Here is a 25,916-nt window from a genome sequence, read left to right as displayed (position 1 = left end):
GGACGCAGCCATCGTCAATCGCACCCGCGAATGAAGTATGACCCTGTTGCTGAGAGGAGAAACGGTACGCCGATCTGCGCGGTGACGAACCGGACTATGTGAGTATGCGAAGTAGCTGTGTGGACGGCTGTGCTCGGCCCTGGCCGGCCCCCGTCGACTAGGGGTGGCTGCCTCGCATCGCCAAATGCATTAGCCACATCCAAGTGGCTGCCAAGCCCTCTGGCGGAGTGCCGCCGGCGACGTCGCCGATAGGGCAGAGCGGCGAGTAACTACATCGGCCGAATGAACCGCGCGGCCCTTGCCGGCGCGAGCAGTGCCAGCCACGCATACGAGTTCTGCGGCACGTCGACGTGGACCTAAGCCGCGTGAACCCAGCCAGTGCGAGATCAATACGGGCGCAGCCCAAAGCGTCGACGACCCGCTGCTTTGGCATCGGCCTTTCACTGGCTGGTCGGCTCGGCCTTTACTAGCACCCGGTACACCGCCGAGCCCGACGGCACCAGTACCACGCCCAGTTCGTGCACCAGCCGCCGCTGCCCCCACGCGGATGATCGGCCCGCAGCTGAAAGGGAGCCAGACCGTCAACCATCTAGCGGAGTCGGGCACGACTGTCATTGCCCAGCGGTGAGGACTTTCCACACTGGCTTAAACGCGGCTTCGCCGCGGGCCGGGCCTCCGGCCCCGGCCGTGCCGGGCATGCGGCCTGGCGGCCGTTCCGGGCGCGGCCGGTCCCGTCGGCCGCCGGCACAACAAAGCAGCGCCCCGGTCCAGTACCAGGGCGCTGCTCTCAGCTCAGGAGCTCATCGCCTCCTACCGCGCTCTGGACGGCAGGGGCCGGCGCGTGCCTGGCTGCCGTAAGCCCCAGCCGTGACCACAGCCTGGGCTCGCCTTCGCATACCCGTGTGGTGAACGCCCGTACAGGCATCGCAGCCGGTCACCTTCCAGCACCGCCCCGTCGGGTCACTGCGCAGACCCGCGTGGTTACCTCCGCGCGAGCGCTCAGGGACAGCCGCCCGTGGGCACAAGATGGGCACATGACAACGCCGTCCGACCCGTACGACTGGTCGAAGTTGACGCCGTTTGTGCGGCAGACGCCGTTGATGCCGACCCTTACGCGGGGCCACAGACGCTCGTAATGAATAGGTCAAGGGTTCGATTCCCTTAGGCGGCTCAGACAACGCCCTCCGGTTCGCCGGAGGGCGTTTCTGCTGGTCGGACAGCCTTGCTGTCCGACCAGCAGAAACGCCCTCCGCAGCAGCGCGAGAAGCGTCCGCATGGCCTCGACAATCCGTCCTTGGGCACTTCTCGGGCACGAGCCCCCGCAGCCATCGCGGCGACGTGTGAACGGCTTCGCCCGGCCGTCTCAGATGAAACCATTCGACCCGATTTGGCCGAACTGCCGATGTGCTGGCCGCGCGCGTGTCGTACGTTCTCGTCGCCCTCCACTGAGGGCGTTCAGTGCGAGGCAGGGAGCTTGAGATGGCGTTGTTGGGTGCCGTGGTTGCGTTGGCCATGAAGATCGGGCCGAGGGCAGGGCAGCTCATCAAGATGTTGTGGCCCCTCCTGGCGGCGAATCCCGACGCCCTCAACCGGGCCAAGGAGTTCCTCGGCCAGGCGCGAGAGGCGCAGAAGGCGCAGACCCCTACGGCTCGGCTTCGTCGCACTGTGGCCGCTGTGAAGGCTCAGGCGATGAAGCTGGAAGAGACTGCTACGGACGCGCAGGCCAAGGAGAGGGCGTCTCGCTGGGTGGACCAGGCCGACAAGCTGGCGGGAGCCATCGATCTGCTCGCGGTTCGTCAAGGGGCGCGCCGGCGGGCCGAAACCCGCAGGTTGAAGGCGGAGGTCGACACGCTGTTCACCGACGTGCTGGATGCCTCGGTCAGGGCCGATGGCGCGTTCTGATCGAGGTCAGAACATTCGATTCCCTTAGGCGGCTCAGACGACGCCCCTCGGGCTCAGTGGTCCACCACACCGGACGTCAGGACAGGGTGCCGCCTGGCCTGATCGTCGCCCAGACGACCTTGCCGCCGTCCGCGGTCGGAAGGGCGCCGCATCCGCTCGCCACGGTTCGCACGATGTGCAGGCCCCTGCCGCCGAGACCGCCCTCGGAGCAGGGCCGCGAGGCGGGCGCCGCCCCCAGTCGGTCGCGTACACCGACCCGCAGCATCGACTTCCCGTCGCTGGCGAGCATCACCTCGAGGTCGGTCCCGGCATGCCGCAGGGCGTTGGTCGCCAGCTCGCTGACGATGAGCTCGCCGACGGGGGTGCAGCTCGGCACACCCCACTCCTCGCAGGCCTGCGCCAGGAACCGACGGGCCGCGCGGGCCGCCGTGGGGCTCGGGCCGAGGAGCATCCGGGCGCCGAGCAACGGACGGTGGAGCGCGGCCTCGGTCCAGGCCGAGAGCATCGAGGCCGCGAAGCGCAGGTGGCGGCCCTCCCTGCGGTGCCCGATGAGCTCGGCAGCGCTGCGGTCCTCGAAGGCCATCACGACCGGTGTCTCGGGCCAGGCCTTCGCATGCCGCCCGATGGAGGCCAGCGTGTCCAGGGCCGACCAGCTCACCTGGTCCAGCCGCCCGGCGACACCGCACACGACGGCCCTGGGGTACTCGGCCAGCACCGACTGGATGCCGTGGTCGATGTCGTCGGCGACCTGGTCCAGCGGGCCGTCGGTCTCCACGACCCAGACATCGTGCTGGGGGTAGGCCCGCACCCTGCCGTGCCGGCCGACGCCACCCGATGACGCCCAGTTCGCCCCTGCCCACGTCGTGGGGTCCTGCGCACGCCCTCGGGGCGCCCCCGAGCAGTCCCCCCGCGCCACTGGGTCGTTGCCTGTCGCGACCCCCGGTCCACACTCGTGACCCGACCACACCATGAAGAACCCCGCCTCTTCCTTTCAGGGCACGCGGACCCCGCCACCGCTGCCCACCCCCGAGTCACCAGTCTCAGCCATGGGCCGCCCGGGGGAAATACGCAATCCGCCGTACTACTCGCGCGTCCACCGAAAACCACTGGCAGCCACCGCAGGCAAACGGCCGCTTCGGCCGGCCTGCTCCACCGTTGCACGTAGGTCCTTCTCCACCAACGGTCGGATGCGTTCTCCACCACGCCTCATCACGATGGACGTCTCGGCGCCGACGGGCCCCGGGACGCCCGGTGCCGAGGGGGCCCGGGAGCTGTGCCGAAGGGGTGGCGGGATGAAACTGATGGAGCGGCTGTTCGACAACGCCTGGTACGTCGCCAGCGCGCAGGAAACCGCGCGGGCCGACCTCGCGGCCGAGCTGCTTCGGGCCGAACAGGCGCATGACGTGGCGGTCGCCGAGGTGCAGCGCGCCCGGGAGGTCTCCTATGCGGCGGTGGCGGTGGCCCTGTCGAGCCTGAACTCCACCCTCGCCGCGCTGGGCCGGGCCCAGACCAAGGCCGAGGCTGCCGCCCGCTGCACCGACATCGTCGACGGGCACGCGTTCAGCGTCACGCGCAACCGCGGTGTCACGGGTGCGCCGGAGGTCGTGGTCGCGTCCTGCACCCTCGAGCGCACCGCGACGCTGCGGTCCCCGGAGGGCAGCGACGTCTGGACGGCGCGGCTGCACGACCCAGCAAGCGGTGGTGTGCCCGCCTCGGTCTACCTGGCTGCCGACGCCGACGAGTCGTTCGAGAAGGCCTGCCGCTGGGTGGCGACCGGGTCGCTGTAGCGATGCAGCTCATCCACGACGGGTGAGCCGCGCAGCCGGGGTCCTTCCTAGCGTGGTGGTGACGTCCCGAGGTGGGTCGGGCGTCCGACAGCGGCGTCCGACAGCGGCGTCCGACAGCGGGAGGAGCATCCGGTGCTCATCGTGGCCATCCTCGTCATCGGGCTCTCGGCCGGCTGGGCCGCCCACCTCCTGGTGGGTCGCGGCCAGCCGAACTACGGCCGGCTGTTCCTCGTGGGCATCGCCGGCTCCTTCGTCGGCGGCCTGGTCGGCAGCCTCCTGTTCGGCGACGGCCTCGCGCTGCGCCCGAGCGGGCTCGTGGGCTCGATCCTCGGGGCCATCCTGGTGCTCGTCGTGCTGAACAGCCTGGGAGCGGGGACGCCCAAGCAGCAGTCACGCCACTGACCAGTGCCCCACCGGTCAGTGCAGCTGTGACTTCAGCGCGATCATCACCAGCCCGAACAGCCCGGCCACCACCGTCGACGCCACCCGCTCCCAAGGCGTGAGATGGCCGTTCCTGCCCATGGCCCAGCCGGCGATGCAGAGCAGCACCGTGCTGCACACCAGCGCCGACAGCACCGCGCCGTACAGCTCGACCCCGAGCAGGGTGAGCACGGAGAGCACCGCCAGCGGCAGATAGGAGGCCGTGACCATCTCCCAGCCGTTGGTGAGCTGGCTGCGGGCCTGCGCCCAGGTCGGCCGGTGCCCCTGGTGGATGCGCTCGGCGACCAGCCGCGCGTAGCGCTCGGCACCCCAGTAGATGACCATCGTGACGAGCACGGCGACCACCACCGCCAGGGCGGTCTCGGCATGGGCTGAGGCCATGACGGCGGCGCTGACGATCACCCCGTAGATGGTGGCTGCGGTGTTCTCCTCGGTGGGACGGGACCGGCGAGCGGAGGCCATGCTGCAGCGTCTCCGCACGCCGGCGGTCGTGGCAACCTCCCCGTGGATGATTTCAGGTGGCGCGGCCGACGATCTCCTGCGCCACCCGCTCCGGCTCCGTCTCCGGCAGCCAGTGCCCGGCGTCGAGCTCGACGAACCGGTAGTCCGACGCGACGTACCGGGCGGTGCGCTGCGCGGCCGCCCGCCCCAGGGCGGGGTCGGAGCTGCCCCACACGTAGGTGGTGGGCACGGCGATACGCCGGTCCACGGCGGCGGACCGGCCGCCGCCCTGCCGTGCCGTGCGGGTCAGCGCGCGGTACCAGTTCAGCCCCCCGGTGGCCGCGCCGGGCTCACGGAACCGCGCGGCATACCGCTGCGCGTCCTCGCGCGGGAGCCCGCTCCTGCGGAGCACGAGGGGCAGGCCCGCCTGCAGCACCAGCTCGGGCAGCAGGGGCACCTGGAAGGCCGCCATGTACCAGCTGCGCAGACCCTGGTCGCCGTGGCGGAACGCCCACGCCATGGCCCGGTGGTGCGGGGTCGAGAGCACCGTCAGGCTCCGCAGCCGCTCCGGGTGCCGCTCGGCGAAGGCCCACGCCACCGAGCCGCCCCAGTCGTGCCCCACGAGGTGGGCCTGCCCGACGCCCGCCTGGTCCATCACCGCGCGGACGTCACCGACCAGCTCGCGCATCCCGTATGCCGTCGCCGCCGCCGGGCGCGCGCCCGGTGAGCAGCCGCGCTGGTCCGGCGCGAGCGTGCGCAGCCCCTCGGCGTGGAGCAGGGGTGCGACGTGCCGCCAGGCCGTGTGGTCCTGGGGCCAGCCGTGGAGGAGCACGACGGCATCGCCCTCCCGAGGGCCCTCGTCCCAGACGTCGAAGGTCAGCCCGTCCCGCGCACACGTCTGCATGCGGGCGACGCTACCGGCGCCCAGCCGCCCGGCCGGGACCAAGGTCCCTCCCACCCGCAGGAGCCGGCTCCTAGCGTGGCTGGGAGGGGCTGGAGACGGGAGGTCTTGCCATGTTCAGCGACCGCCGCGACGCGGGCCGACAGCTCGCCCAGAGCCTCAGGCGCTACCGGGGTCCAGACACCCTCGTCCTCGGACTGCCCCGCGGGGGAGTGCCGGTGGCGGCCGAGGTGGCCGCCGCCCTGGGGGCGCCCCTGGACGTGATCGTGGTCCGCAAGCTGGGCGTGCCCTACCAGCCGGAGCTGGCGATGGGCGCGGTCGGCGAGGGCGACGTCATGGTCGTCAACGACGAGGTCGTGCGGCACCTGCACATGAGCGAGGCCGAGCTGTCGACGGTCGCGGCCCGGGAGCGGCAGGTGGTCGCCGAGCGTGCCCGGCGCTTCCGTCCCGACCACCCGGCGCTGTCGCTCGCAGGCAAGGTCGCCGTCATCGTCGACGACGGGATCGCCACCGGGTCGACCGCCCACGCAGCCTGCGCCGTCGCCCGTGCCGCAGGTGCCGAGCTGGTCGTGCTGGCCGTCCCCGTTGCCCCGGCCGACGGCCACCCGGAGCACTGGCCCGAGGTCGACGAGTTCGTCTGCCTCCAGCGCCCGCACCGCTTCTACGCCGTGGGCCAGTTCTACGACGACTTCGGCCAGACCACCGACGACGAGGTGGTGGCCCTGCTCAAGCTGGCCGCGGCTGCCGCCGCCCCCGTGGAGCAGGCTGCGACGGGCGGGCCCGAGCCGGTGCGGCACATCGCGCCCGAGCGCCCGGCCCTCGACGAGGACGTCGACATCCCCGTGGCCGGCACGGCGCTCCCGGGCCATGTCACCCTCCCGGCCGGGGCGGGCGCCATCGTCCTGTTCGCCCACGGCAGCGGCAGCAGCAGGCACAGCCCGCGCAACCGCTACGTCGCCACGGTGCTGCAGGAGGGTGGGCTCGGAACGCTGCTGTTCGACCTGCTCACACCAGCCGAGGAGGCGCACCGCTCCAACGTCTTCGACATCGACCTGCTCGCCGAGCGGCTGGTGACGGTCACCGACTGGGTGGTGCGCCAGCCCTGGGGAGCTCCGCTGCAGGTGGGCTATTTCGGCGCCAGCACGGGAGCGGCCGCCGCGCTTGCCGCGGCAGCCGTCCGGACCCGGCAGATCGCGGCGGTGGTCTCACGCGGGGGCCGCCCCGACCTGGCGATCCCGGTGCTCGACCGGGTCACCGCGCCGACGCTGCTGATCGTCGGCAGCCACGACGAGATGGTCCTGGAGCTCAACCGCAGGGCCCAGCGGCACCTGACGTGCGAGTGCGACCTGGCCGTGGTGCCCGGCGCGACCCACCTGTTCGAGGAGCCGGGCACGCTGGCCCAGGCGGCCCGGCTGGCCCGCGACTGGTTCCTGGGCCACCTCGCGGTACGGGGGTCCATGACGGCGTGAGCCGCGGCGTGGCTCACGGACCGAGCGGTGGCAACGCCCCCGGCTCCCGTGCGCGACAATTGAAGGGTGAATGACCCCACCCGCCGCACGCACCCCCTGGGCGGGCGGCGGGCCTGGTCGGTGTACGTCGCGGCGGTGGCGGTCTACGTCCTCGCGGTGTTCCACCGCAGCTCCCTCGGGGTCGCGGGGCTGCTGGCGGCCGACCGCTTCGAGATCGCCGCCACCGAGCTGTCGATCTTCACGATGGTGCAGCTGTTCGTCTACGCGGCGATGCAGATCCCCGTCGGCGCCCTGCTCGACCGGTTCGGGCCCAAGCGGCTCCTCATGACGGGCGTGGCGACGATGACGGTCGCCCAGTTCGCCTTCGCGTTCGCCGACACCTTCGGCATGGGCATCCTCGCCAGGGTGGCGGTGGGGGTCGGCGACGCGATGGTCTTCGTGCCGCTGCTGCGCCTGGTCGCCCTGTGGTTCCCGCCGGTGCGCATCCCCATGGTCACCCAGCTCACCGGGTTGCTCGGCCAGATGGGCGCCCTCGTGGCCGCCTCCCCGCTCGTGGCTGCGCTGCACCACTGGGGGTGGACCCCGTCGTTCGCCAGGGCGGCGGCGGTCGGGGTGCTGCTCGGCATCCTCCTCGTGCTGGTCGTGCGCGACTCGCCCCACCCCGACCACGAGCTCGACCAGATCAAGGTGCGCGCCCTGGCCCGTGCCCTGCGCGCGGCCTGGTCGACCCCCGGCACCCGGCTGGGCCTGTGGTCGCACTTCACGGTGCAGTTCGGCGCCACCGTGTTCGCGCTGCTGTGGGGCTACCCGTTCCTCGTGGCGGGGCAGGGCCTGGAGCCGGGCGCTGCCGGGTTCCTGCTCATCCTCATGACGCTCACCGCCGTGGTCTGCGGCCCTGCCATCGGCACCTTCGTCACGCGCTACCCGTTCTCGCGGTCCACCCTCATGCTGGGCATCGTCGGCGCCATCGCCGGCGTCTGGGCGATTGTGCTGCTCTGGCCGGGTCGGGCGCCCCTGTGGCTGCTCGTGGTGCTGGTCGTCGTCACCGCGGTGGGCGGCCCCGGGTCGATGGTCGGCTTCGACCTGGCCCGCACCTTCAACCCTCCGACCCGGGTCGGCAGTGCCACCGGGATCGTCAACGTCGGCGGGTTCGTGGCCTCGCTGTCCACGGTGATGCTGATCGGCGCCGTGCTCGACCGGGTGGCCCCTGGTGGGCCGGCGACCTACACCGTCGACTCGTTCCGGGTCGCCATGTCGGTGCAGTACCTCGTCTGGGTGGTCGGCGTCGTGCAGATCCTCCGCTACCGCCGGCTGGTGCGCCGCGACCTGCGCGAGAACCGGCCCGAAGTGTATGCCGCGCTGCGCGCCGGCGAGGTGCGGCTCCCCTCCTGAGGTGGCGCCTTCTGTGGCAACTGTGAATCTGTGACCGATTCGCAACCTTTCCCGCCCCCTGGTGCCCCGCGGATCCCCTACCTGCTGAAAGACATTCGTGTCATTCACGAAGGCCGCGGATGTCGTCTTGCGTCGGGGCTCGGTGACGGCCGAAATGCTGTGACGGCTGGGGTCCCTGTGAAAACCCGGCTCTACGCTCGTGCGGCTGACACCGACCTGGAGGTCCCGCCGTGCCGAGCACCCGACCTGCCCGCCGCGCCCTGCGGCTGGTCGTCACGACGTCGCTGTGCGCCTCGCTCTCCCTGGCCACCGCCGTGGCGGCCGCGGGGGAGCCCGAGCCCGTGTACCCCTCCAAGGAGCAGGTCGACGCCGCGAGGGCGGCCACCAGCAGCACCGCCGCGAAGGTGGCCTCGCTCGACGCCCGGTTCGCCGCCGCCTCGGCCCGACTGGCGCAGGTGCGGGTTCGCGCCGCTGCCGCCGCCGAGGCCTGGAACGGTGCGCGACTGGAGCTGCAGCGCAGGCAGAGGGAGGCCGAGGCGGCCCGCAGTCGCGCAGCCTCGGCCCAGGAGCAGGCCGACTCCGCCTCCCTGGCCGTGCGGCGCTACGCCGCCGCCGTCTACCAGCAGGGCGGCAGCCTCGGTGACCTCGAGGCCTTCCTCAGCAGCCGGGGGCCCCAGGACCTGCTCGACCGGGCCGCGGCGCTCGAGGCCGTGGGCGCGGCGCGCAACCGCACCCTGCAGCGCGCCTCGGCCACCTCGGTGGTGGCAAACACCATGCGCCGCCAGGCCGCGCAGGCGCAGGCCCAGCAGCTCGCCGCGGCGCAGCGTGCCGAAGACGCACGCGCAGCCGCGCAGGCGCAGGCCGACGCGGCCGTGGAGACCGCTGCGCAGATCCAGCGCGACCAGCAGGCGATGGCCACCGAGCTGGCCGAGCTGAGGAACACCTCCGTGGCGCTCGAGCGCCGGCGCCAGGACGGACTGCGCGCCGCGGCAGAGGCGCGCGCCGCCGCAGCGGCCGCGGCCGAGCAGGCCCGCCTCGCCGCGGCCCGGGCCCAGGCCGCGCGCGACGCCGCTGCCAGGAAGGCTGCGGAGCGGGCCGCCCAACGCGCCCGCGAGGAGGCCGCCCGCCAGGCCGCCGCCGCGCGCGCTGCAGAGGACGCAGCGCGAAGGGCTGCTGAGGAGCGCGCTGCCGAGGATCGCGAGGAGGCGGCCCCGCAGCAGCCGGCCCCCGAACCTGCCCCGCGCCCCACCCCCCGGCCCCCGGACCAGCGCGGAGGGGTCTCGGCGGTGCTCGCCTACGCCCGGGCCCAGATCGGCAAGCCCTACCAGTGGGGCGGGGAGGGACCGGACAGTTTCGACTGCTCGGGGCTGACCATGATGGCGTGGCGACAGGCCGGGGTGCCGCTCTCGCACTACACCGGCGCGCAGTGGCGCGAGACCGCCCGCGTCGCGATCAGCGACCTGCGCCCGGGGGACCTCGTGTTCTTCGGTTCCTCGGGTGAGACCAGCCACCACATGGGTCTCTACCTCGGCGGAGGCCGGATGATCGAGGCCCCCTACACCGGCGCCCACGTCCGCGAGGCCACCATCTACCGCTCCGACCTGCTGCCGTACGGCGGCCGGGTGGGCTGACCGCTCCCGCAGGTCACACGTCGTGGAGCGGCCTCTCCTTGGTCGCCAGCTCCTCGGACGCCTTGGCGCTCGCGCGCTGGGTCTCCTGCTCGGTGTGCGCGACCGGCGGCTTGGCCTCGTGCTGGTTGGCCAGGGTCCAGCGGGCGGTGGTCATCCCCGCGTCCTTGGCGCGCTGCAGCGCCTCGGTGACGCACTGCTCGGCCTCGGTGCGACCGACCCAGTGGGCGCCCTCGACGGACTTGCCCGGCTCGAGGTCCTTGTAGGTCTCGAAGAAGTGCTGGATCTCGAGGCGGTCGAACTCGCTGATGTCGTCGAGCTCCTTGATGTGCGCCTGGCGCGGGTCGCCGGCCGGGATGCACAGGATCTTGTCGTCGCCACCGGCCTCGTCGCGCATGTGGAACATGCCGATCGGGCGAGCGCGCACGATGCAGCCCGGGAAGGTCGGCTCCTGCAGCAGCACGAGCGCGTCGAGCGGGTCGCCGTCCTCGCCGAGGCTGTCCTCGACGTAGCCGTAGTCGGACGGGTAGCTCATCGCCGTGAAGAGCAGCCGGTCGAGGCGGATGCGTCCCGTCTCGTGGTCGACCTCGTACTTGTTGCGGTGACCCTTGGGGATCTCGATGGTGACGTCGAACTCCACGACGGCTGCCCCTTACTCTCGGTGGTGCACTGGTGTCTCTAGGTGGTGCGTGACCTAGGCTCGCGGGCAAGTGTCCCGTATCCACGGTCGATGAGCATGAGGGGGTCGTGTGCGCCGACTGGTCGCGGCCCTGCTCGCCCTCGTGCTGCTGCTGGTCGGATACGGCGCCCTCGACGTCCTCGACCTCGCCCCGGGCATCCTCACGCGCGATGCCGCGACCGGCCCGCTGCCGGAGCCGGAACCGACGGGGACCCAGACCGCCGGGCCGGCGCCCACCCTCCCGCGGCCCGACGACACGGCGACCCCGCTCCAGGCGGCTGCGCTCTCGGCGCCGGTGCCCGCCCCCACCGTGCTGCGCCGCGAGCTCGCCGACGAGCTGGCCGCTCCGGCCCTCGGTCCCTCCATCGGGGTGACGGTGCGCGACGCGTTCACCGGCGACCACCTCCTCGACATCGACGCCGAGCGGCCGCGCGTGCCGGCCTCGACCGCCAAGATCCTCACCGCGCTCGCGGTCGGGGTGACCCTGGACCCGGCCACCACCCTGCCCACCCGGGTCGTGCACGGCCGCAGCCCCTCCGAGATCGTGCTCGTCGCGGGCGGCGACTCGCTCCTGGCACGGGGGAAGGGGAGCGCCACGGGGGTCGCCGGCCGCGCCGGCCTCGGCGACCTGGCGGGCCAGGTGGCCACCGCCCTGCAGGCCGCAGGGACCGGGGCGGTGACGGTGCGGCTCGACATGACGTATGCCGCCGGGCCCCGGTACGCGCCGGGCTGGACCGCCGCTGACGTGGACGCCGGCTTCACCCAGGGCGTCTCCATGCTGGGGCTGGCGTCGCAGCGGCCACGCCCCGGCAGGCCATCGCCGTCGGTCTCGGAGGACGCCGTGCTGGAGGCGTTCCTCGCGGCCCTCGGCAAGGCGGGCATCACGGCCAAGGCCGCCCCCGACGGCACTCGCGCCCTGGCCGCGGCAGCCGACGCCGCCGAGCTCGGTCGGGTGGAGTCTGCACCGGTCGGCGACATCCTCGCCCTGGCCCTCGACGACAGCGACAACGCCCTGACCGAGTCGCTGGCCCGGCAGGCCAGCGTGCAGGCCGGGGGCGGAGCCAGCTTCGAGGCCGCGACAGCCCTGGTGCGGCGCACCGTCGCCGGTCTCGGGGTCGACCTCACCGGCGTGCGCCTGAAGGACACCAGCGGCCTCACCTCCGGCCAGACGATCCCGGCACGGGTGCTCGGCGACGTGCTCGCCCTCGGCGCCAGCGGCACGGTGCCGGCCATGCGCGACACGCTGTCCCAGCTGCCCGTCGCGGGCCTCGACGGCACTCTGTACGACCGTTTCGACGAGCCGGGCAGCCGCTCCGCCGCTGGCCTCGCCCGGGCCAAGACCGGCACCCTGACCGGCGCCAGCAGCCTGGCGGGCACGGTGGTCGACCGCGACGGCCGGGTGCTGACCTTCGCCGTCGTCGCCGACCGGGTGCCCGGGGGCTTCCCGGGCACCGTCGCCGCGCGGGCGGCGCTGGACCGGTTCGTGGCGGCCCTCGCGTCCTGCGGCTGCCGCTGACCTACGGTGGGGAGATGAGCATGAGCGACACGAGCGACCCCGGCCCCGCCGGGGCGGGTCCCGGTCCCGTCGACTGGGAGTTCGCCAAGCAGGCGGGGGCGCGCATCGTGCCGGCCGGCCCCAAGGTGAGCGCCGACGAGGCGGCCGGGGTGGTGGCGTCCATCCACCGGGCCGCCGCCCGGGCCCAGCAGCCGGTGGCCGAGACCGCCCGGCTGCACGCCCCGGGGGAGGCTCCGGCGCCCCTGGTCGTCGACCGGCCGACCTGGATCGGCCTCAACGCCGACTCCATGTCCGCGATGGTCGACCCGGTGTTCGCCCAGATCGTCGGGCGCCGCAAGCAGCAGCCCTCTGCGGCCGTGGCCGCGGTCGGCGGCAAGGTGACCGGCGGCGAGGCGGGGGCGCTGCTGGCCTTCATGGCGAGCAAGGTGCTGGGGCAGTACGACCTCGCACCGGGTGGCACCCCGCGCCTGCTGCTCGTGGCCCCCAATGTGGTCCACGTCGAGCGCGAGCTCGGCGTCGACCCCGACGACTTCCGCCTGTGGGTCTGCATGCACGAGGAGACCCACCGGGTGCAGTTCACCGCGGTGCCGTGGCTGCGGGAGCACATGATCGAGCGGGCCCGCTCCCTCGCCAGCGAGATGGCCCCCGACCCGGACAAGCTCCAGGACGTCCTCAGCCGCCTGTCCCGCCAGCTGCCGGAGGCCTTCAAGAGCGGCGGCACCGGCATCACCGAGCTCATCGCGACACCCGAGCAGCGCGAGCGCCTCGCCCAGATGACGGCCGTCATGTCCCTGCTCGAGGGGCACGCCGACGTGGTGATGGACGAGGTCGGCCCCCAGGTGATCCCGTCGGTCGCCGAGATCCGGGCCAAGTTCAACGAGCGGCGCAAGGGCGTGGGCGCCTTCGACCGCCTGCTGCGCCGGTTGCTGGGCCTCGAGGCCAAGATGCGCCAGTACCGCGACGGCGCGGTCTTCGTGCGCTCGGTCATCGACGAGGTGGGCGTGGACGGCTTCAACCGTGTGTGGACCTCCCCGGAGACGCTGCCGCTGCCCCGGGAGATCGAGGAGCCGTCGGCGTGGGTGGCCCGCGTCCACGGGTGACGTCGCGGTGACCCCGTGACCGGCCCGCACCCGGTGGTGGCGGCGGTGCGCCTCGCCGTCCGCTCCCTGCTCTGCGACCTCGATCCCGGCTCCACGGTCCTGGTGGCCTGCAGCGGTGGGGCCGACTCGCTGGCGCTGGCCTCGGCGGTGGCCTTCGAGGCGCCCAAGCTGGCCGTCCGGGCCGGCGCCGTGGTGGTCGACCACGGGCTCCAGGCCGGCTCGGCCGACATCGCCCGGCGCGCCTCGCAGCAGTGCCGTGCCCTGGGCCTCGACCCGGTCGAGGTGGTGCCCGTGTCGGTCGACCCCGGCGTGGGCGGACCGGAGGCGGCGGCCCGGTCCGCTCGCTACGCCGCCCTCGACGAGGCCGCCGGGCGGCTCGGGGCCGAGCTGGTGCTGCTGGGCCACACCCGCGACGACCAGGCCGAGCAGGTGCTCCTGGGCCTGGCGCGCGGCTCCGGCGCCCGCTCCCTGTCCGGTATGCCGGCGCGGCGCGGCCGCTACGCCCGTCCCCTCCTTCACCTCTCCCGCGCGCAGACGGCCGCCGCGTGCGCGGCGAGCGGGCTGGAAGCCTGGGAGGACCCGCACAACGCCGACCCGGCATACGCGCGGGTCCGCGCCCGGTCGGTGATGCCGGCGCTCGAGGCGGCGCTCGGGCCGGGGGTCGCCGCCGCCCTGGCCCGCACGGCGGACCGGCTGCGCGAGGACGCCGATCACCTCGATGCGCTGGCCGGGGCGGCAGCCACAGCCCTGGGCGAGGGACCGTTCGCGGTGTCCGACCTCCACGCGGTGCCGCGGGCGGTGCGCACCCGTGCCTGGCGCCTGCTCCTCGTCGCCGCGGGGGCTCCCGCCGGCCAGCTCGCGTTCTCGCACGTCGAGGCGTGCGACGCCCTGCTGACCCGCTGGCACGGCCAGGGGCCGATCAGCGTCCCCGGCCCGGTCGCGGTCACCCGCTCGGGCGGCCGGGTGTCCATCGCCGCCCGCTCTCGGGTTGAATAGGCAGGGCCGACCGGCCCGACACTTCAGGAGTTGAACGTGGACGCTGCCCACATGGGAGCCGATCTCGAGAAGGTGCTCATCACCGAGGAGGAGATCCTCGCCAAGCTGGAGGAGCTCGCCAAGGAGATCTGGGCCGAGTACGAGGGCAAGGACCTGCTCCTGGTCGGCGTGCTCAAGGGCGCCGTGATGGTCATGGCCGACCTGTCCCGCGCCCTGCCCGGCACGGCCCCCGTCGACTGGATGGCGGTGTCGTCCTACGGGTCGGGCACCAAGTCCTCCGGCGTCGTGCGCATCCTCAAGGACCTCGACACCGACATCACCGGCAAGCACGTGCTGATCGTCGAGGACATCGTCGACTCCGGCCTGACCCTGTCGTGGATCAAGGCCAACCTCGAGTCGCGCTCGCCGGCGTCGGTCGAGATCTGCACGCTGCTTCGCAAGCCCGAGGCGGCCAAGGTCGACATCGAAGTGCGCTGGGTCGGCTTCGACATCCCCAACGAGTTCGTCGTCGGCTACGGCCTCGACTACGCCGAGCGCTACCGCAACCTGCGGGTCGTGGGAACCCTCGCGCCGCACGTCTACTCCTAGGGCCCCACCCGAAGGGATCCAACCCGTCGGTTTCGGTGGCGGAACACCCGTGCGGGCTGCATCGTTGACCCCCACAGGCGGCGGTCACGCCGGTGTACCGTCGTCACTACGTCGTGTCCCGTCGGGGCGTCGGCGCGTTCGCTGATCGAGCAGGAGGCACGGGGTGGCAGCACCCCGCACACACATGGATTTCAAGCGCATTCTCCGGACCCCGCTGTTCTGGGTCATCGTGGTGGTCGCCACCACCCTCATGGTGTTCTCCTTCAGCGACAGCGGCGGCTACACGCGCATCGACACCTCGGCGGCCGAGCAGCTGATCGCCGACAAGAAGGTCGAGCGCATCCAGATCACCAACAACGAGGTCGTCGACCTCGACCTCAAGTCCGGTGAGAAGTACTCCGACGGCGAGAACATCAAGGACGCCACCAAGGTCCGCACGCAGTACGTCGAGGCGGCCGGGCCCGAGTTCGTGAAGCTGGTGCAGGCCAACGAGCCTCCCGGTGGCTACAACATGGAGGTCAAGGACACCAACCCGCTGCTGGCCCTGCTCGGGTCGCTGCTGCCGATCATCATCCTGCTCGGCCTCTTCTGGTTCCTCATGTCGCAGATGCAGGGCGGCGGCTCGCGCGTCATGCAGTTCGGCAAGTCCAAGGCCAAGCTCGCCACCAAGGACACCCCGAAGGTCACCTTCGCCGACGTCGCCGGTGCTGACGAGGCGGTCGAGGAGCTCCACGAGATCAAGGAGTTCCTGGCCGAGCCCGCGAAGTTCCTCGCGGTCGGCGCCAAGATCCCCAAGGGCGTGCTGCTCTACGGCCCTCCCGGCACCGGCAAGACCCTGCTCGCGCGCTCCGTCGCGGGCGAGGCGGGAGTGCCGTTCTACTCGATCTCCGGTTCGGACTTCGTCGAGATGTTCGTCGGTGTCGGCGCCTCGCGCGTGCGTGACCTGTTCGAGCAGGCCAAGGCCAACGCCCCGGCGATCATCTTCGTCGACGAGATCGACGCGGTCGGCCGCCACCGCGGCGCCGGCCTCGGCGGCGGTCACGACGAGCGCGAGCAGACGCTGAACCAGCTGCTCGTCGAGATGGACGGCTTCGACGTCAAGACCAACGTCATCCTCATCGCGGCCACCAACCGCCCCGACATCCTCGACCCGGCGCTGCTGCGCCCGGGCCGCTTCGACCGCCAGATCGCCGTCGAGGCCCCCGACATGATCGGCCGCCACCGCATCCTCGAGGTGCACTCCCAGGGCAAGCCGATGGCCACCGGCGTCGACCTGCTCGCCGTGGCGCGTCGCACCCCGGGCTTCACCGGCGCCGACCTGGCCAACGTGCTCAACGAGGCCGCCCTGCTCACGGCGCGTGGCGACCAGAAGCTCATCGACAACGCGGCCCTGGACGAGGCCATCGACCGCGTCATCGCCGGCCCGCAGAAGCGCACCCGGATCATGTCTGCCAAGGAGCGCAAGATCACGGCCTACCACGAGGGCGGCCACGCCCTGGTGGCGGCGGCCATGAACCACACCGACCCGGTCACCAAGGTGACCATCCTGCCGCGCGGCCGGGCCCTCGGCTACACGATGGTCATGCCGACCGACGACAAGTACTCGACCACGCGCAACGAGATCCTCGACCAGCTCTCCTACGCCCTCGGCGGCCGCGTCGCGGAGGAGGTCGTCTTCCACGACCCCACCACCGGCGCCGCCAACGACATCGAGAAGGCCACCGCGATGGCCCGCAAGATGGTCACCGAGTACGGCATGAGCGAGCGGGTCGGCGCGATCAAGCTCGGCCAGAGCCAGGGCGAGGTCTTCCTCGGCCGCGACATGGGCCACCAGCGCGACTACAGCGAGGACGTCGCCAGCGTCGTCGACGAGGAGGTCCGCCGCCTCATCGACGCCGCCCACGACGAGGCCTGGCACGTCATCAACGACAACCGTGCGGTGCTCGACCACCTCGTGCTCGAGCTGCTCGAGAAGGAGACCCTCAACGCGGCCGAGCTCGCGGAGATCTTCTCGTCGGTCAAGAAGCGCCCCCTGCGCCCCACCTGGCTCTCGAGCGAGACCCGTCTGCTGTCCGACCAGCCGCCCGTGCTGACTCCGGCCGAGCGGGCCGCCCAGAACGGTGGCCAGAACGGGACCGCCCAGAGCGCCGACGGCTCACAGTCCACGGCCGACGCCATCGACGAGGCGGCCCAGGCGGGGGCCTACCCGCACAAGGAAGAGCACCCCCCGGCGAAGGTCATCGAGGTCCCCGAGGGCGGCCATGTCGACCCCAACTCGCACTGAGGCCGAGGGCGACGCCGTCGGGGCGCGCAACGCGATCGACTTCGAGCGGGCCGAGGCCGCCGTCCGTGAGCTGCTCATCGCGGTCGGGGAGGACCCCGACCGCGAGGGCCTGCTCGAGACCCCCGCCCGGGTGGCCCGCGCCTACGCCGAGACCTTCGCCGGCCTGCGGATGACGCCGGAGGAGGTGCTGTCGGCGACCTTCTCGATCGAGCACGAGGAGATGATCATCGTGCGCGACATCGAGGTCTACAGCACCTGCGAGCACCACCTCGTGCCCTTCCACGGTGTCGCGCACGTCGGCTACATCCCGGCCCGTGACGGCCGGGTCACCGGGCTGTCGAAGATCGCCCGGCTCGTCGAGGTCTTCGCCCGCCGGCCGCAGGTGCAGGAGCGGATGACCACGCAGATCGCCGACGCCCTCGTCGAGCACCTCGGCGCCCAGGGCGTGATCGTCGTCGTGGAGTGCGAGCACCTGTGCATGTCGATGCGCGGGGTCCGCAAGCCGGGCTCGCGCACGATCACCTCGGCGGTTCGCGGCCAGCTCCGCGACCCGGCGACCCGCGCCGAGGCGATGGCGCTGCTGCAGGGCGGCCAGCGCTGACATGATCCCTCAGCGCCCCAGCGGGATGCCGCTGGTGATGGGCGTCGTCAACGTCACGCCCGACTCCTTCAGCGACGGCGGGCAGTGGTTCGAGCCCGAGGCGGCCGTGGCGCACGGGCGCGACCTGCTCGCCCAGGGCGCCGACCTCCTCGACGTGGGCGGTGAGTCCACCCGTCCGGGGGCCGAGCGGCCCTCGCTGGAGGAGGAGCTGCGACGCGTGCTCCCGGTGGTGGCCGAGCTCGCCGGGCTCGGTGCGACCGTCTCCGTCGACACCATGCGCGCCGAGGTCGCCGCCCGCGCGGTGGAGGCCGGCGCCGCGATCATCAACGACGTCAGCGGCGGCCTCGCCGACCCCGAGATGGCGTCGGTGGCTGCGTCGGCAGCGGTGCCGTTCATCGCGATGCACTGGCGCGGGCACAGCCGCGACATGCAGGACAAGGCCGTGTATGCCGACGTGGCCGCCGAGGTCTGCGCCGAGCTGACCGTGCGCGCCGAGCAGCTGCGCGGGCATGGCATCGCCGAGGAGAACCTCGTGCTCGACCCGGGCTTCGGCTTCTCCAAGCTGGCTGCCCACAACTGGAGCCTGCTGCGCCACCTCGACCAGGTCGTCGGCCTTGGGTACCCCGTCCTGGTGGGCACCTCCCGCAAGACCTTCCTCGGCCGGCTCGGCGTGCCGGGAGGTGGCCAGCCGAGGCCCCCGCTGGATCGCGACGCGGCCACCGCGGCGACGTCGCTGGTCGCGGCCCGGGCCGGGGTCTGGTGCGTGCGGGTGCACGACGTCCCGTCCACCCTCGACGCCCTGCGCGTCGCCGCCGCCCTGGAGGAGGCGCCGTGACCGACCAGATCATCCTGAAGGGCATCTCCGCCAAGGGTTTCCACGGCGTCCTGGACTTCGAGAAGCGCGACGGCCAGACCTTCGTCGTCGACGTCGTCATGGACGTCGACCTCGCCCCGGCGGGAGCCAGTGACGACCTCGCCGACACGGTCAACTACGCCGAGGTGGCGGGCGACGTGGTCGGGATCATCGAGGGTGAGCCGCTCGACCTCATCGAGGCCGTCGCCGAGCGCATCGCCACCGCCGTGCTGACCCGACCGCTGGTCGAGGCCGTCGAGGTGGTCGTGCACAAGCCGGAGGCGCCGGTCGGCCACCAGTTCACCGACGTGCAGGTGCGGCTGCGCCGCGAGCGCGAGACCCCGGTGGTGATCGCCCTCGGATCCAACGTCGGCGAGTCGCTCGAGACGCTGCGCGACGCCGTGGTCGCTCTGCTTGGGGCGGTCGACGTCGACGGGGTGTCCCCCGTCGTGGAGACCGACCCCGTCGGCGGACCGGACCAGCCGGCATACCTCAACGCGGTGGTGGTGGGCACCACCTCGGCCTCGCCGCGAGCGCTGCTGCGCTTCCTGCACGACGTCGAGCGCGCACACGGCCGCACCCGTGAGGTGCGGTGGGGGCCGCGCACGCTCGACCTCGACCTCATCCAGTACGGCGACCCGGCGTTCAACACCGACGTGCAGCTCGACGACCCGGCGCTGACGCTGCCGCACCCCCGGGCGCACGAGCGGGCCTTCGTGCTGGTGCCCTGGCTGCAGGCCGACCCCGAGGCCACCCTGCGGGTCGAGGGAGCGGCGCGACGGGTGGCCGACCTCGTCGCGGCGATGGACACCTCCGGGGTGCGGCCGGGCCCGGAGGGCGACCTGCTGGACGACCCATGGTGAACGAGGGACGTGGGCTGAGGGTCTCGCACCTGGTCGGGGTCGCCCTCGTCGTGGGCGCGCTGTCGTGGATGGGCTGGAGCGTCTACCTCTCCCGGGGCAACCTGCTGCCGCCGTCGACGTGGATCTCGTCGATCATCCTGGTCGTCACCGCGGCGCTGGTCTTCGCGGCCGGGCTGCCGGTGCGGCGCTTCCTCCAGGGACGGGCCACCCGCCCGCTCAGCCCGCTCCGCGCCGCACGCACCCTCGTGCTCGCCCAGGCGGCTGCGCTCACGGGCGCCGGCGTCCTCGGCTTCTACGCCGCCCAAGTGGTGCTGCTCGTGCCCGACATCGACCTGCTGTCCTACCGCACGCTGTTCTGGCGGCTGCTCGCGCTGTGCGCCGGTGCGCTGCTGCTGGCGGCCGCCGGCATGGCGACCCAGCGGATGTGCCGGATCGAGCCCAGCGACGAGGACCGTGAGGGGTGGGACGAGGACAACGGTCGCCAGGACGAGCACAGGCACTGATCGACAGAGTCGCCGATCGACGGGCTACTTGTCGACGTCGCCGACGACGAAGAACATCGAGCCGAGGATGGCGACCATGTCGGCGATGAGGTTGCCCGGCAGCACCTCGCCGAGCACCGCGATGTTGTTGAACGACGCCGAGCGCAGCTTGAGCCGCCACGGCGTCTTCTCGCCGCGCGAGACGAGGTAGTAGCCGTTGAGCCCCAACGGGTTCTCGGTCGCGGTGTAGAGTTCGCCCTCGGGCACCTTGAGCACCTTCGGCAGCCGCACGTTGACCGGGCCCTGCGGCAGCGAGCGCAGTCGGTCGAGGCAGGCGTCGGCGAGGTCGAGGCTGACGTGCACCTGCTCGAGCAGCACCTCGAGGCGGGCGAGGCAGTCGCCGGCCGTGCGGGTCACGACGCGGCCGGGTCCGCCCGCCGCGAACAGCTCGGCGTAGGCGAGGTAGGGCTCGTCACGCCTGAGGTCGAGGTCGACGCCGGAGGCCCTGGCGATCGGACCCGAAACCCCATACGCCGCAATCATCTCCGGTGCCAGGACGCCCACGCCGCGCGTGCGCGCCTCGAGGATCTCGTTGCCCACGATCAGTGACTCGAGCTCGGGCAGCCGCGTGCGGACGGCACGCACGGCATACGAGACGCGCTCGAGCCAGCCCGCCGGGAGGTCCTCCTTGAGGCCGCCGACCCGGTTGAACATGTAGTGCATCCGGCCGCCGGAGGCCTCCTCCATCACCGCCTGGAGCTCCTCGCGCTCGCGGAACGCGTAGAACACCGGCGTGATGGCACCGAGCTCGAGCGGGTAGGAGCCCAGGAACATCAGGTGGTTGAGCACCCGGTTGAGCTCGGCGAGCAGGGTGCGCGCCCACACCGCCCGCTCGGGCACCTCCATGCCGAGCATCCGCTCGACGCCGAGCACCACCCCGAGCTCGTTGGAGAACGCCGAGAGCCAGTCGTGCCGGTTGGCCAACACGATGATCTGCCGGTAGTCGCGCACCTCGAAGAGCTTCTCGGCGCCGCGGTGCATGTAGCCGACAATCGGTTCGGCCGAGACGATGCGCTCGCCGTCGACGACGATCCGCAGCCGGAGCACGCCGTGGGTGGCTGGGTGCTGCGGCCCGATGTTGAGCACCATGTCGGCGGTGGCGAGGCCGCCGGCGCCCATGCCGACGGTGAGCTCCCGCTGTCCGGCCGACGAGGTCATGGCGGCCAGTCTGCCCCATCCGGTGGTGAGGGCGCGGGTATGCCGCGTGGCCGGCTCAGGCGGGGCAGCCGGGCAGGTTGTCGACCGCGACCGCGCGGCCCCGGTCGTCGAGGCGCACCAGCACGAGGTTCTCGCCCTCGGCGAGGTCGGCCATCTCCTTCACCGTGGCCGACCTGGTCTGCTGCGGCTCACCCGCCTTCACGCAGTGGTGGTAGAGCACCCGCGCGTCCTCGGCCACCGGGATGTCGTAGGTGAGCCGGTCGTTCTGGTTCGTGTAGGGCCTGCCCTTGAACGGAGCGAGGGGCACCCCGGCGCGGGCCAGCTTCGCGTCGTCGAGCCCCTTCCAGGTCCAGCGGTCGAGCGTGAGCACATGCGTGCCGGCCACCGTCCTCAGCCTCGTCACGGTGCCGAAGTCGTAGCCGCGGCCCACGACGTCGCTCTTGGGCGGTGCGGGTGCGGCGGTGCTCGTCTTCTTCGGCGCCGCCTTGGGGGAGGCGGTCACGGTCGGGGTGACCGTCACGGTCACGGGGCCGCCGGCGCTGCCGCCCGAGTCGCCGCACGCCACGGGGAGGAGCGCCAGCGGCACGGCGGGGAGGGCTCGGCGCCAGGTCTGCGTTCTCATGCGGGCGGGTCCTTTCCGAGGTGCGGCGGCCGTCCAGTCTGCCGGTGCGGGCGAGCTGCGACAAAACCAGCGCGGGTGCGGCAGGCTGCCCCTGTGGCCCCAGCAGCCCTCGACGCCGCCGATGTCCTCGACCTGACCGACCCGTCGGTCGTCGCCGACCCCTACCCGCACCTGGCGCGGCTGCGCGCGCTCGCCCCGGTGGCCTGGCACAGCGGCCTCGGCACCTGGCTCGCGACGAGCCACGAGGCCTGCGGTGCCGTGCTGCGCGACCGCCGGCTGGGGCGGGTGTTCCGTCCCAGGACGCCGGAGCCGGCGTGGGAGACATTCAACTGGCTGCACGCCGACTCGATCCTCGACAGCGAGCCGCCCAAGCACACCCGCCTGCGCAGGCTCGTCTCCGGCGCCTTCGGCCGCGGCCACGTGGCCCGCCTGGCGCCGCGCATCGAGGAGCTGGCCGGCCAGCTGCTCGACGAGGCGGCGCCGGCGGGGAGCAGCGAGTCCTTCGACGTCCTCGCCGGCTACGCCGAGCCGCTGCCGGTGCTGGTGATCGCCGAGCTGCTCGGGGTGCCCGGGCCCGACCGTGAGCTGTTGCGCCCGTGGTCGCAGGCGATCGTGAGGATGTACGAGGTCGACCGCACCGCCGAGCAGGAGGCCGAGGCACGCCGGGCCAGCGCCGAGTTCTCCGGCTACGTCGAGCAGCTCGCCGCCGACCGCGCCCGGCACCCGGGCGACGACCTGCTCACCGACCTCGTGCAGGCGCGCGACGGCAGCGACCGGCTCTCGGCCCACGAGCTGGTGGCCACCGCCGTGCTGCTGCTCAACGCCGGCCACGAGGCCAGCGTCAACGGGTTCGGCAACGGCTTGCACTCCCTCCTCACCGCGCAGCCGCGGCCCGAGTTGGACGTCGACGACCCCGCCGCGGTCGAGCGGCTGGCGGAGGAGTTCCTGCGCCACGACTCGCCGCTGCACCTGTTCGAGCGCACCGCCAAGGAGCCCGCCGACGTGGCCGGCATCCACCTCGAGCCGGGCCAGAAGGTCGCGGCCCTCCTCGGTGCCGCCAACCGCGACCCCGCCGTCTTCGCCGACCCCGACCGGTTCGACCCCACCCGCGACCCCAACCCGCACCTGGCCTTCGGCGCCGGCATCCACTTCTGCATCGGCGCACCACTGGCCCGGCTCGAGCTGCAGGTCTCGCTGCGCGCCCTGCTGCGCCGCTTCCCACGCCTGGAGGTGGTCGAGGCCGAGCGCCGACCCACCTTCGTGCTGCGCGGGTTCGAGCGGCTGGTGCTCAGCCCACGCGCTTGACGGCCCACCAGAAGTCGCCGAAGCCGCCCCTCGCGGTCAGAGACGCCGCGGCTGACGCGTACGAGAGTGCCCGCAGGTAGGCCGCAGGGTCGTCGGCGGCGAGCTGGCGCGGCGGCGGGGCGCCCTGCACGCCGAGCCCCCGCAGCGCCGTGCGCTGGTCGACGAGCTCGTCGTGGTCGAGGCTGTCCATGGCCACGTGAGCGGTCAGGTCGCAGGTGCCGTCCGGCACCGGGTCGACGACCGTGCCCTCCCGGTATGCCGTGAGGCTGCCCCCCGCGGGCCGCTCGCCGCCGCGGTGGCCGTAGTCCACCGCCACCGCGATACCCGAGCGCAGCCGGCGCGCGAGGTCGGACCAGGCGTCGTCACGGCTGGTGCCGATCTCCACCCGGTCGCCGGGCGCGGTGGGCGGCCAGTGGCTCTCGGCCCACTCCCGCTCGGCGTCGGTGACCTCGCCGCCGACCGACTCCTCACCCGTGGAGGGGTCGACCAGCACCTCGCGGAGCCTGCCGTCGCCGTCGACCTGGGCGATCGTGCAGGGCACGACGTCGAGCCACTCGTGGGCCACGACCAGGGTGGCCTCGAGCCCGTCGAGCGCGTCGGGAAGGGACGCGCCTCCCGGTGACACCAGCCAGCCGATGTCGCGGGCCAGGCCGGTCGGCCGCGACACGACGTCCACCCCGGTGAGCGCCACCCCGCCGTCGAGGTGGCGCAGCCGGGTGAGCAGCTCGCCCCGGCCGCACCCCACGTCGACGATGCGGTCGCAGCCCTCGTCGGCGGCGAGCTGCAGCAGCGCCCCGGCGAGCACCGGGCCGAGGGGGCCGTGGGTGGCGGTGGTGAAGTGCCCGACGGGTCCGGCAGTGGCGCGGTAGAAGCCCTCCGGGCCGTAGAGGGCACGCTGCCACGCCTCTCGCCACGGCACCCCCGCCGTCCTCGCGCCCACGGCGTCACCGTAGTCGGCGCGCGCAGGGCCGTGCACCCTCTGGGCGGCGCAGATCCGCGGCCCACGCGGGCGCGGTACGGTGCCGCCGTGACTTCCGCCGACGAGCGTCCCGCACGCCTGCAGGTCGGGGTCGTCGGGGCGGGCCGCGTCGGCGCGGTGCTCGGCGCCGCGCTGCAGCAGGCCGGTCACCACGTCGTCGCGGTGTCCGGCGTCAGCGACGCCTCCCGGCGCCGGGCCGCGGAGCTGCTGCCCGGCATACCCCTGCTGCCGGTCGAGGACGTGGTCGCGCGCGCCGAGCTGCTCGTGCTGGCGGTGCCCGACGACGCGCTTGCCGGCCTCGTCGCGGGGCTGAGCGCCACCCGGGCCTGGCAGGCGGGCCAGCTGGTGGCGCACACCTCGGGCCGGCACGGGCTCGCCGTCTTCGAGCCTGCCCTGCCGTTCCACGTGCTGGGGCTGGCGATCCACCCGGCGATGACGTTCACGGGCACCGCGATGGACCTGACCCGGCTGGCCGACTGCTGCTTCGGGGTCACCGCGCCCGAGCCGCTGCGACCCGTGGCCGAGGCGCTCGTGCTCGAGATCGGCGGCGAGCCGGTGTGGATCGAGGAGCAGCACCGGGCGCTCTACCACGCGGCCCTGGCGCACGGCGCCAACCACCTCGTCACGCTCATCGCCCAGTCGATGGAGGCGCTCGCGGCGGCCGGCGTGCCCGACCCGCACCGGATGCTCGAGCCCCTCGTCTCCGCAGCCCTCGACAACAGCCTGCGCGCGGGTGACGCCGCTCTCACCGGGCCCGTGGCGCGCGGCGACGTCGGTACCGTTGCCGAGCACCTGCGCCAGCTCGAGGCGCTCTCCCCGGACATCCGGCCCACCTACGTGGCCCTCGCCCGGGCCACGGCCGAGCGGGCGCTGGCGAGTGGGAGGCTGCGGCCGATGGCGGCCGAACCCCTGCTGGACATCCTTGCGAGCGATCAGGAGCGATAGGTGACCGACCTGAGCACGAGGACCCCTGTGGTGGCGCGCACCCGCGACGAGCTGCAGGTCGCCCGGGCCGCCCTCGGCGACGGTGACGTCGCGGTCGTCATGACCATGGGCGCCCTGCACGAGGGGCACGCGACGCTGATCCGCACCGCCCGCCGGCGGGCCCGGCACGTCGTCGTCACGATCTTCCTCAACCCGCTGCAGTTCGGGCCCCGCGAGGACCTGTCGCGCTACCCCCGGACCTTCGACGCCGACATGGAGATCTGCCGGAGCGCGGGGGTCGACCTCGTCTTCGCGCCGACCCCCGACGTCGTCTACCAGGACGGGGACCCGGGCGTGCGCATCTCCGCCGGGCCGCTCGGCGACGTGCTCGAGGGGCAGGCCCGACCCGGCCACTTCGACGGCATGCTCACCGTCGTGGCGAAGCTGCTGCACCTGACCCGGGCCGACAGCGCCTACTTCGGGCAGAAGGACGCCCAGCAGCTGCTGCTCATCCGTCGCATGGTGCGCGACCTCGACTTCCCGGTCGACGTGGTCTCCGTGCCGACCGTGCGCGAGGCCGACGGGCTCGCCATGAGCTCGCGCAACACCTATCTCACGCAGTCGGACCGCGAGGTGGCGCTGTGCCTCTCGCGGGCGCTGAAGGCCGGGGCCGAGGCAGCCCCCGAGGGCCCCTCGGCCATCCGGCGTGCGGCCCGGGGGGTGCTCGTCGCCGAGCCGCTGGCCCTCATCGACTACCTCGTGCTGGTGCACCCGACGACCCTTGAGGACGTCCCGGAGTGGTACCGCGGTGAGGCGCTGCTCGCGGTGGCCGGCCGCGTCGGCACGACCCGGCTCATCGACAACCTGCCCATCAGGGTCGGGCCCGGAGGTGGGGCGCTCGAGGTCTTCTCGGACGTGCACGCCGAGCCGCCGGCGCAGGACTGA

Annotated in this window: 25 protein-coding genes; 18 read left to right on the top strand and 7 right to left on the bottom strand. The window is 73.0% G+C overall.

Annotated elements, in window-relative coordinates:
* The first annotated feature begins 1,479 nt into the window (after positions 1-1,479).
* Positions 1,480-1,902 (top strand): hypothetical protein, encoded by a 423-nt coding sequence (locus tag P0Y31_RS00595; RefSeq protein ID WP_275866149.1) that lies wholly within the window; start codon positions 1,480-1,482, stop codon positions 1,900-1,902.
* Between the two features lie 76 nt (positions 1,903-1,978).
* Here P0Y31_RS00595 and P0Y31_RS00590 read toward each other — a convergent pair whose 3' ends face one another.
* On the bottom strand, positions 1,979-2,677 hold the full coding sequence (locus tag P0Y31_RS00590; RefSeq protein WP_275866148.1) for an ATP-binding protein: 699 nt from the start codon (positions 2,675-2,677) through the stop codon (positions 1,979-1,981).
* Between the two features lie 517 nt (positions 2,678-3,194).
* Between P0Y31_RS00590 and P0Y31_RS00585 the strand changes: the two genes are divergently transcribed.
* Both P0Y31_RS00585 and P0Y31_RS00580 read left to right on the top strand, forming a co-directional pair.
* Positions 3,195-3,689, top strand: coding sequence for a hypothetical protein (locus P0Y31_RS00585; protein ID WP_275866147.1), 495 nt, complete (start codon positions 3,195-3,197; stop codon positions 3,687-3,689).
* Positions 3,690-3,821: 132 nt separating this feature from the next.
* A complete protein-coding gene (locus tag P0Y31_RS00580) occupies positions 3,822-4,091 on the top strand; it encodes a GlsB/YeaQ/YmgE family stress response membrane protein (protein ID WP_275866146.1) in 270 nt (89 codons plus the stop codon).
* A 15-nt stretch (positions 4,092-4,106) separates the two neighbouring features.
* Here the strand turns inward: P0Y31_RS00580 and P0Y31_RS00575 are convergent, their stop codons facing one another.
* Positions 4,107-4,592 carry a hypothetical protein gene (locus tag P0Y31_RS00575; protein ID WP_275866145.1) on the bottom strand — a complete coding sequence of 162 codons (486 nt, stop codon included), beginning with the start codon at positions 4,590-4,592 and terminating at the stop codon, positions 4,107-4,109.
* Between the two features lie 52 nt (positions 4,593-4,644).
* The gene (locus P0Y31_RS00570; RefSeq protein WP_275866144.1) at positions 4,645-5,475 is read right to left on the bottom strand and encodes an alpha/beta fold hydrolase; all 831 of its coding nucleotides are present in this window, start codon (positions 5,473-5,475) and stop codon (positions 4,645-4,647) included.
* A 110-nt stretch (positions 5,476-5,585) separates the two neighbouring features.
* Here P0Y31_RS00570 and P0Y31_RS00565 point away from each other — a divergent pair, with 110 nt between their 5' ends.
* From P0Y31_RS00565 to P0Y31_RS00555, 3 genes are all read left to right on the top strand, one after another.
* On the top strand, positions 5,586-6,941 hold the full coding sequence (locus P0Y31_RS00565) for a phosphoribosyltransferase family protein (protein ID WP_275866143.1): 1,356 nt from the start codon (positions 5,586-5,588) through the stop codon (positions 6,939-6,941).
* Positions 6,942-7,007: 66 nt separating this feature from the next.
* A complete protein-coding gene (locus P0Y31_RS00560) occupies positions 7,008-8,333 on the top strand; it encodes an MFS transporter (RefSeq protein WP_275866142.1) in 1,326 nt (441 codons plus the stop codon).
* A gap of 230 nt (positions 8,334-8,563) precedes the next feature.
* The gene (locus P0Y31_RS00555; protein WP_275866141.1) at positions 8,564-9,964 is read left to right on the top strand and encodes a C40 family peptidase; all 1,401 of its coding nucleotides are present in this window, start codon (positions 8,564-8,566) and stop codon (positions 9,962-9,964) included.
* 13 nt (positions 9,965-9,977) lie between these two features.
* Here the strand turns inward: P0Y31_RS00555 and P0Y31_RS00550 are convergent, their stop codons facing one another.
* The gene (locus P0Y31_RS00550) at positions 9,978-10,601 is read right to left on the bottom strand and encodes an inorganic diphosphatase (protein ID WP_275866140.1); all 624 of its coding nucleotides are present in this window, start codon (positions 10,599-10,601) and stop codon (positions 9,978-9,980) included.
* 109 nt (positions 10,602-10,710) lie between these two features.
* Between P0Y31_RS00550 and P0Y31_RS00545 the strand changes: the two genes are divergently transcribed.
* The 9 genes from P0Y31_RS00545 to P0Y31_RS00505 all read left to right on the top strand — a co-directional run bounded on the left by P0Y31_RS00545 (position 10,711) and on the right by P0Y31_RS00505 (position 19,944).
* A complete protein-coding gene (locus P0Y31_RS00545; protein ID WP_275866139.1) occupies positions 10,711-12,156 on the top strand; it encodes a D-alanyl-D-alanine carboxypeptidase in 1,446 nt (481 codons plus the stop codon).
* A 20-nt stretch (positions 12,157-12,176) separates the two neighbouring features.
* A complete protein-coding gene (locus P0Y31_RS00540) occupies positions 12,177-13,256 on the top strand; it encodes a zinc-dependent metalloprotease (RefSeq protein ID WP_275867046.1) in 1,080 nt (359 codons plus the stop codon).
* Between the two features lie 15 nt (positions 13,257-13,271).
* On the top strand, positions 13,272-14,252 hold the full coding sequence (gene tilS, locus P0Y31_RS00535) for a tRNA lysidine(34) synthetase TilS (protein ID WP_275866138.1): 981 nt from the start codon (positions 13,272-13,274) through the stop codon (positions 14,250-14,252).
* 36 nt (positions 14,253-14,288) lie between these two features.
* Positions 14,289-14,840, top strand: coding sequence for a hypoxanthine phosphoribosyltransferase (gene hpt, locus P0Y31_RS00530; RefSeq protein ID WP_275866137.1), 552 nt, complete (start codon positions 14,289-14,291; stop codon positions 14,838-14,840).
* Between the two features lie 184 nt (positions 14,841-15,024).
* Positions 15,025-17,124: an ATP-dependent zinc metalloprotease FtsH gene (ftsH, locus tag P0Y31_RS00525; protein WP_275866136.1), complete on the top strand. Its 2,100-nt coding sequence runs from the start codon at positions 15,025-15,027 to the stop codon at positions 17,122-17,124.
* Positions 17,102-17,725: a GTP cyclohydrolase I FolE gene (folE, locus tag P0Y31_RS00520; RefSeq protein ID WP_275866135.1), complete on the top strand. Its 624-nt coding sequence runs from the start codon at positions 17,102-17,104 to the stop codon at positions 17,723-17,725. The genes ftsH and folE overlap by 23 nt, the downstream gene beginning before the upstream one ends.
* A gap of 1 nt (position 17,726) precedes the next feature.
* Positions 17,727-18,560 (top strand): dihydropteroate synthase, encoded by an 834-nt coding sequence (gene folP / locus P0Y31_RS00515; RefSeq protein WP_275866134.1) that lies wholly within the window; start codon positions 17,727-17,729, stop codon positions 18,558-18,560.
* On the top strand, positions 18,557-19,441 hold the full coding sequence (gene folK / locus P0Y31_RS00510; protein WP_275866133.1) for a 2-amino-4-hydroxy-6-hydroxymethyldihydropteridine diphosphokinase: 885 nt from the start codon (positions 18,557-18,559) through the stop codon (positions 19,439-19,441). Before folP ends, folK begins: the two co-directional genes overlap by 4 nt.
* Positions 19,438-19,944 carry a DUF3180 domain-containing protein gene (locus tag P0Y31_RS00505; RefSeq protein WP_275866132.1) on the top strand — a complete coding sequence of 169 codons (507 nt, stop codon included), beginning with the start codon at positions 19,438-19,440 and terminating at the stop codon, positions 19,942-19,944. The genes folK and P0Y31_RS00505 overlap by 4 nt, the downstream gene beginning before the upstream one ends.
* A gap of 24 nt (positions 19,945-19,968) precedes the next feature.
* On the opposite strand, the gene P0Y31_RS00500 is transcribed toward P0Y31_RS00505, so the two are convergent.
* Positions 19,969-21,141 (bottom strand): NADH-quinone oxidoreductase subunit D, encoded by a 1,173-nt coding sequence (locus P0Y31_RS00500; RefSeq protein WP_275866131.1) that lies wholly within the window; start codon positions 21,139-21,141, stop codon positions 19,969-19,971.
* Positions 21,142-21,196: 55 nt separating this feature from the next.
* A complete protein-coding gene (locus P0Y31_RS00495; protein ID WP_275866130.1) occupies positions 21,197-21,763 on the bottom strand; it encodes a hypothetical protein in 567 nt (188 codons plus the stop codon).
* A 93-nt stretch (positions 21,764-21,856) separates the two neighbouring features.
* Here P0Y31_RS00495 and P0Y31_RS00490 point away from each other — a divergent pair, with 93 nt between their 5' ends.
* Positions 21,857-23,068, top strand: a complete 1,212-nt coding sequence (locus P0Y31_RS00490; RefSeq protein WP_275866129.1) for a cytochrome P450 — start codon at positions 21,857-21,859, stop codon at positions 23,066-23,068.
* On the opposite strand, the gene P0Y31_RS00485 is transcribed toward P0Y31_RS00490, so the two are convergent.
* The gene (locus P0Y31_RS00485; RefSeq protein ID WP_275866128.1) at positions 23,052-24,008 is read right to left on the bottom strand and encodes an SAM-dependent methyltransferase; all 957 of its coding nucleotides are present in this window, start codon (positions 24,006-24,008) and stop codon (positions 23,052-23,054) included. The genes P0Y31_RS00490 and P0Y31_RS00485 overlap by 17 nt on opposite strands.
* Before the next feature lie 87 nt (positions 24,009-24,095).
* Here P0Y31_RS00485 and P0Y31_RS00480 point away from each other — a divergent pair, with 87 nt between their 5' ends.
* Positions 24,096-24,992, top strand: coding sequence for a DUF2520 domain-containing protein (locus P0Y31_RS00480; RefSeq protein WP_275805281.1), 897 nt, complete (start codon positions 24,096-24,098; stop codon positions 24,990-24,992).
* Positions 24,993-25,001: 9 nt separating this feature from the next.
* The gene (gene panC, locus P0Y31_RS00475) at positions 25,002-25,916 is read left to right on the top strand and encodes a pantoate--beta-alanine ligase (protein ID WP_275867045.1); all 915 of its coding nucleotides are present in this window, start codon (positions 25,002-25,004) and stop codon (positions 25,914-25,916) included.

The sequence above is a fragment of the Knoellia sp. 3-2P3 genome, from assembly GCF_029223115.1.
Taxonomy (GTDB): Bacteria; Actinomycetota; Actinomycetes; order Actinomycetales; family Dermatophilaceae; genus Pedococcus_A.
This window is presented reverse-complemented; position numbering and strand designations above follow the sequence as displayed.

Coding starts and splice junctions, on each gene's coding strand:
- folE (WP_275866135.1), top strand. CDS start 17,102: ATGTCGACCCCAACTCGCACTGAGGCCGAGGGCGACGCCGTCGGGGCG.
- ftsH (WP_275866136.1), top strand. CDS start 15,025: ATGGATTTCAAGCGCATTCTCCGGACCCCGCTGTTCTGGGTCATCGTG.
- P0Y31_RS00585 (WP_275866147.1), top strand. CDS start 3,195: ATGAAACTGATGGAGCGGCTGTTCGACAACGCCTGGTACGTCGCCAGC.
- P0Y31_RS00570 (WP_275866144.1), bottom strand. CDS start 5,475: ATGCAGACGTGTGCGCGGGACGGGCTGACCTTCGACGTCTGGGACGAG.
- P0Y31_RS00500 (WP_275866131.1), bottom strand. CDS start 21,141: ATGACCTCGTCGGCCGGACAGCGGGAGCTCACCGTCGGCATGGGCGCC.
- P0Y31_RS00540 (WP_275867046.1), top strand. CDS start 12,177: ATGAGCGACACGAGCGACCCCGGCCCCGCCGGGGCGGGTCCCGGTCCC.
- folP (WP_275866134.1), top strand. CDS start 17,727: ATGATCCCTCAGCGCCCCAGCGGGATGCCGCTGGTGATGGGCGTCGTC.
- P0Y31_RS00595 (WP_275866149.1), top strand. CDS start 1,480: ATGGCGTTGTTGGGTGCCGTGGTTGCGTTGGCCATGAAGATCGGGCCG.
- P0Y31_RS00575 (WP_275866145.1), bottom strand. CDS start 4,592: ATGGCCTCCGCTCGCCGGTCCCGTCCCACCGAGGAGAACACCGCAGCC.
- P0Y31_RS00495 (WP_275866130.1), bottom strand. CDS start 21,763: ATGAGAACGCAGACCTGGCGCCGAGCCCTCCCCGCCGTGCCGCTGGCG.
- P0Y31_RS00565 (WP_275866143.1), top strand. CDS start 5,586: ATGTTCAGCGACCGCCGCGACGCGGGCCGACAGCTCGCCCAGAGCCTC.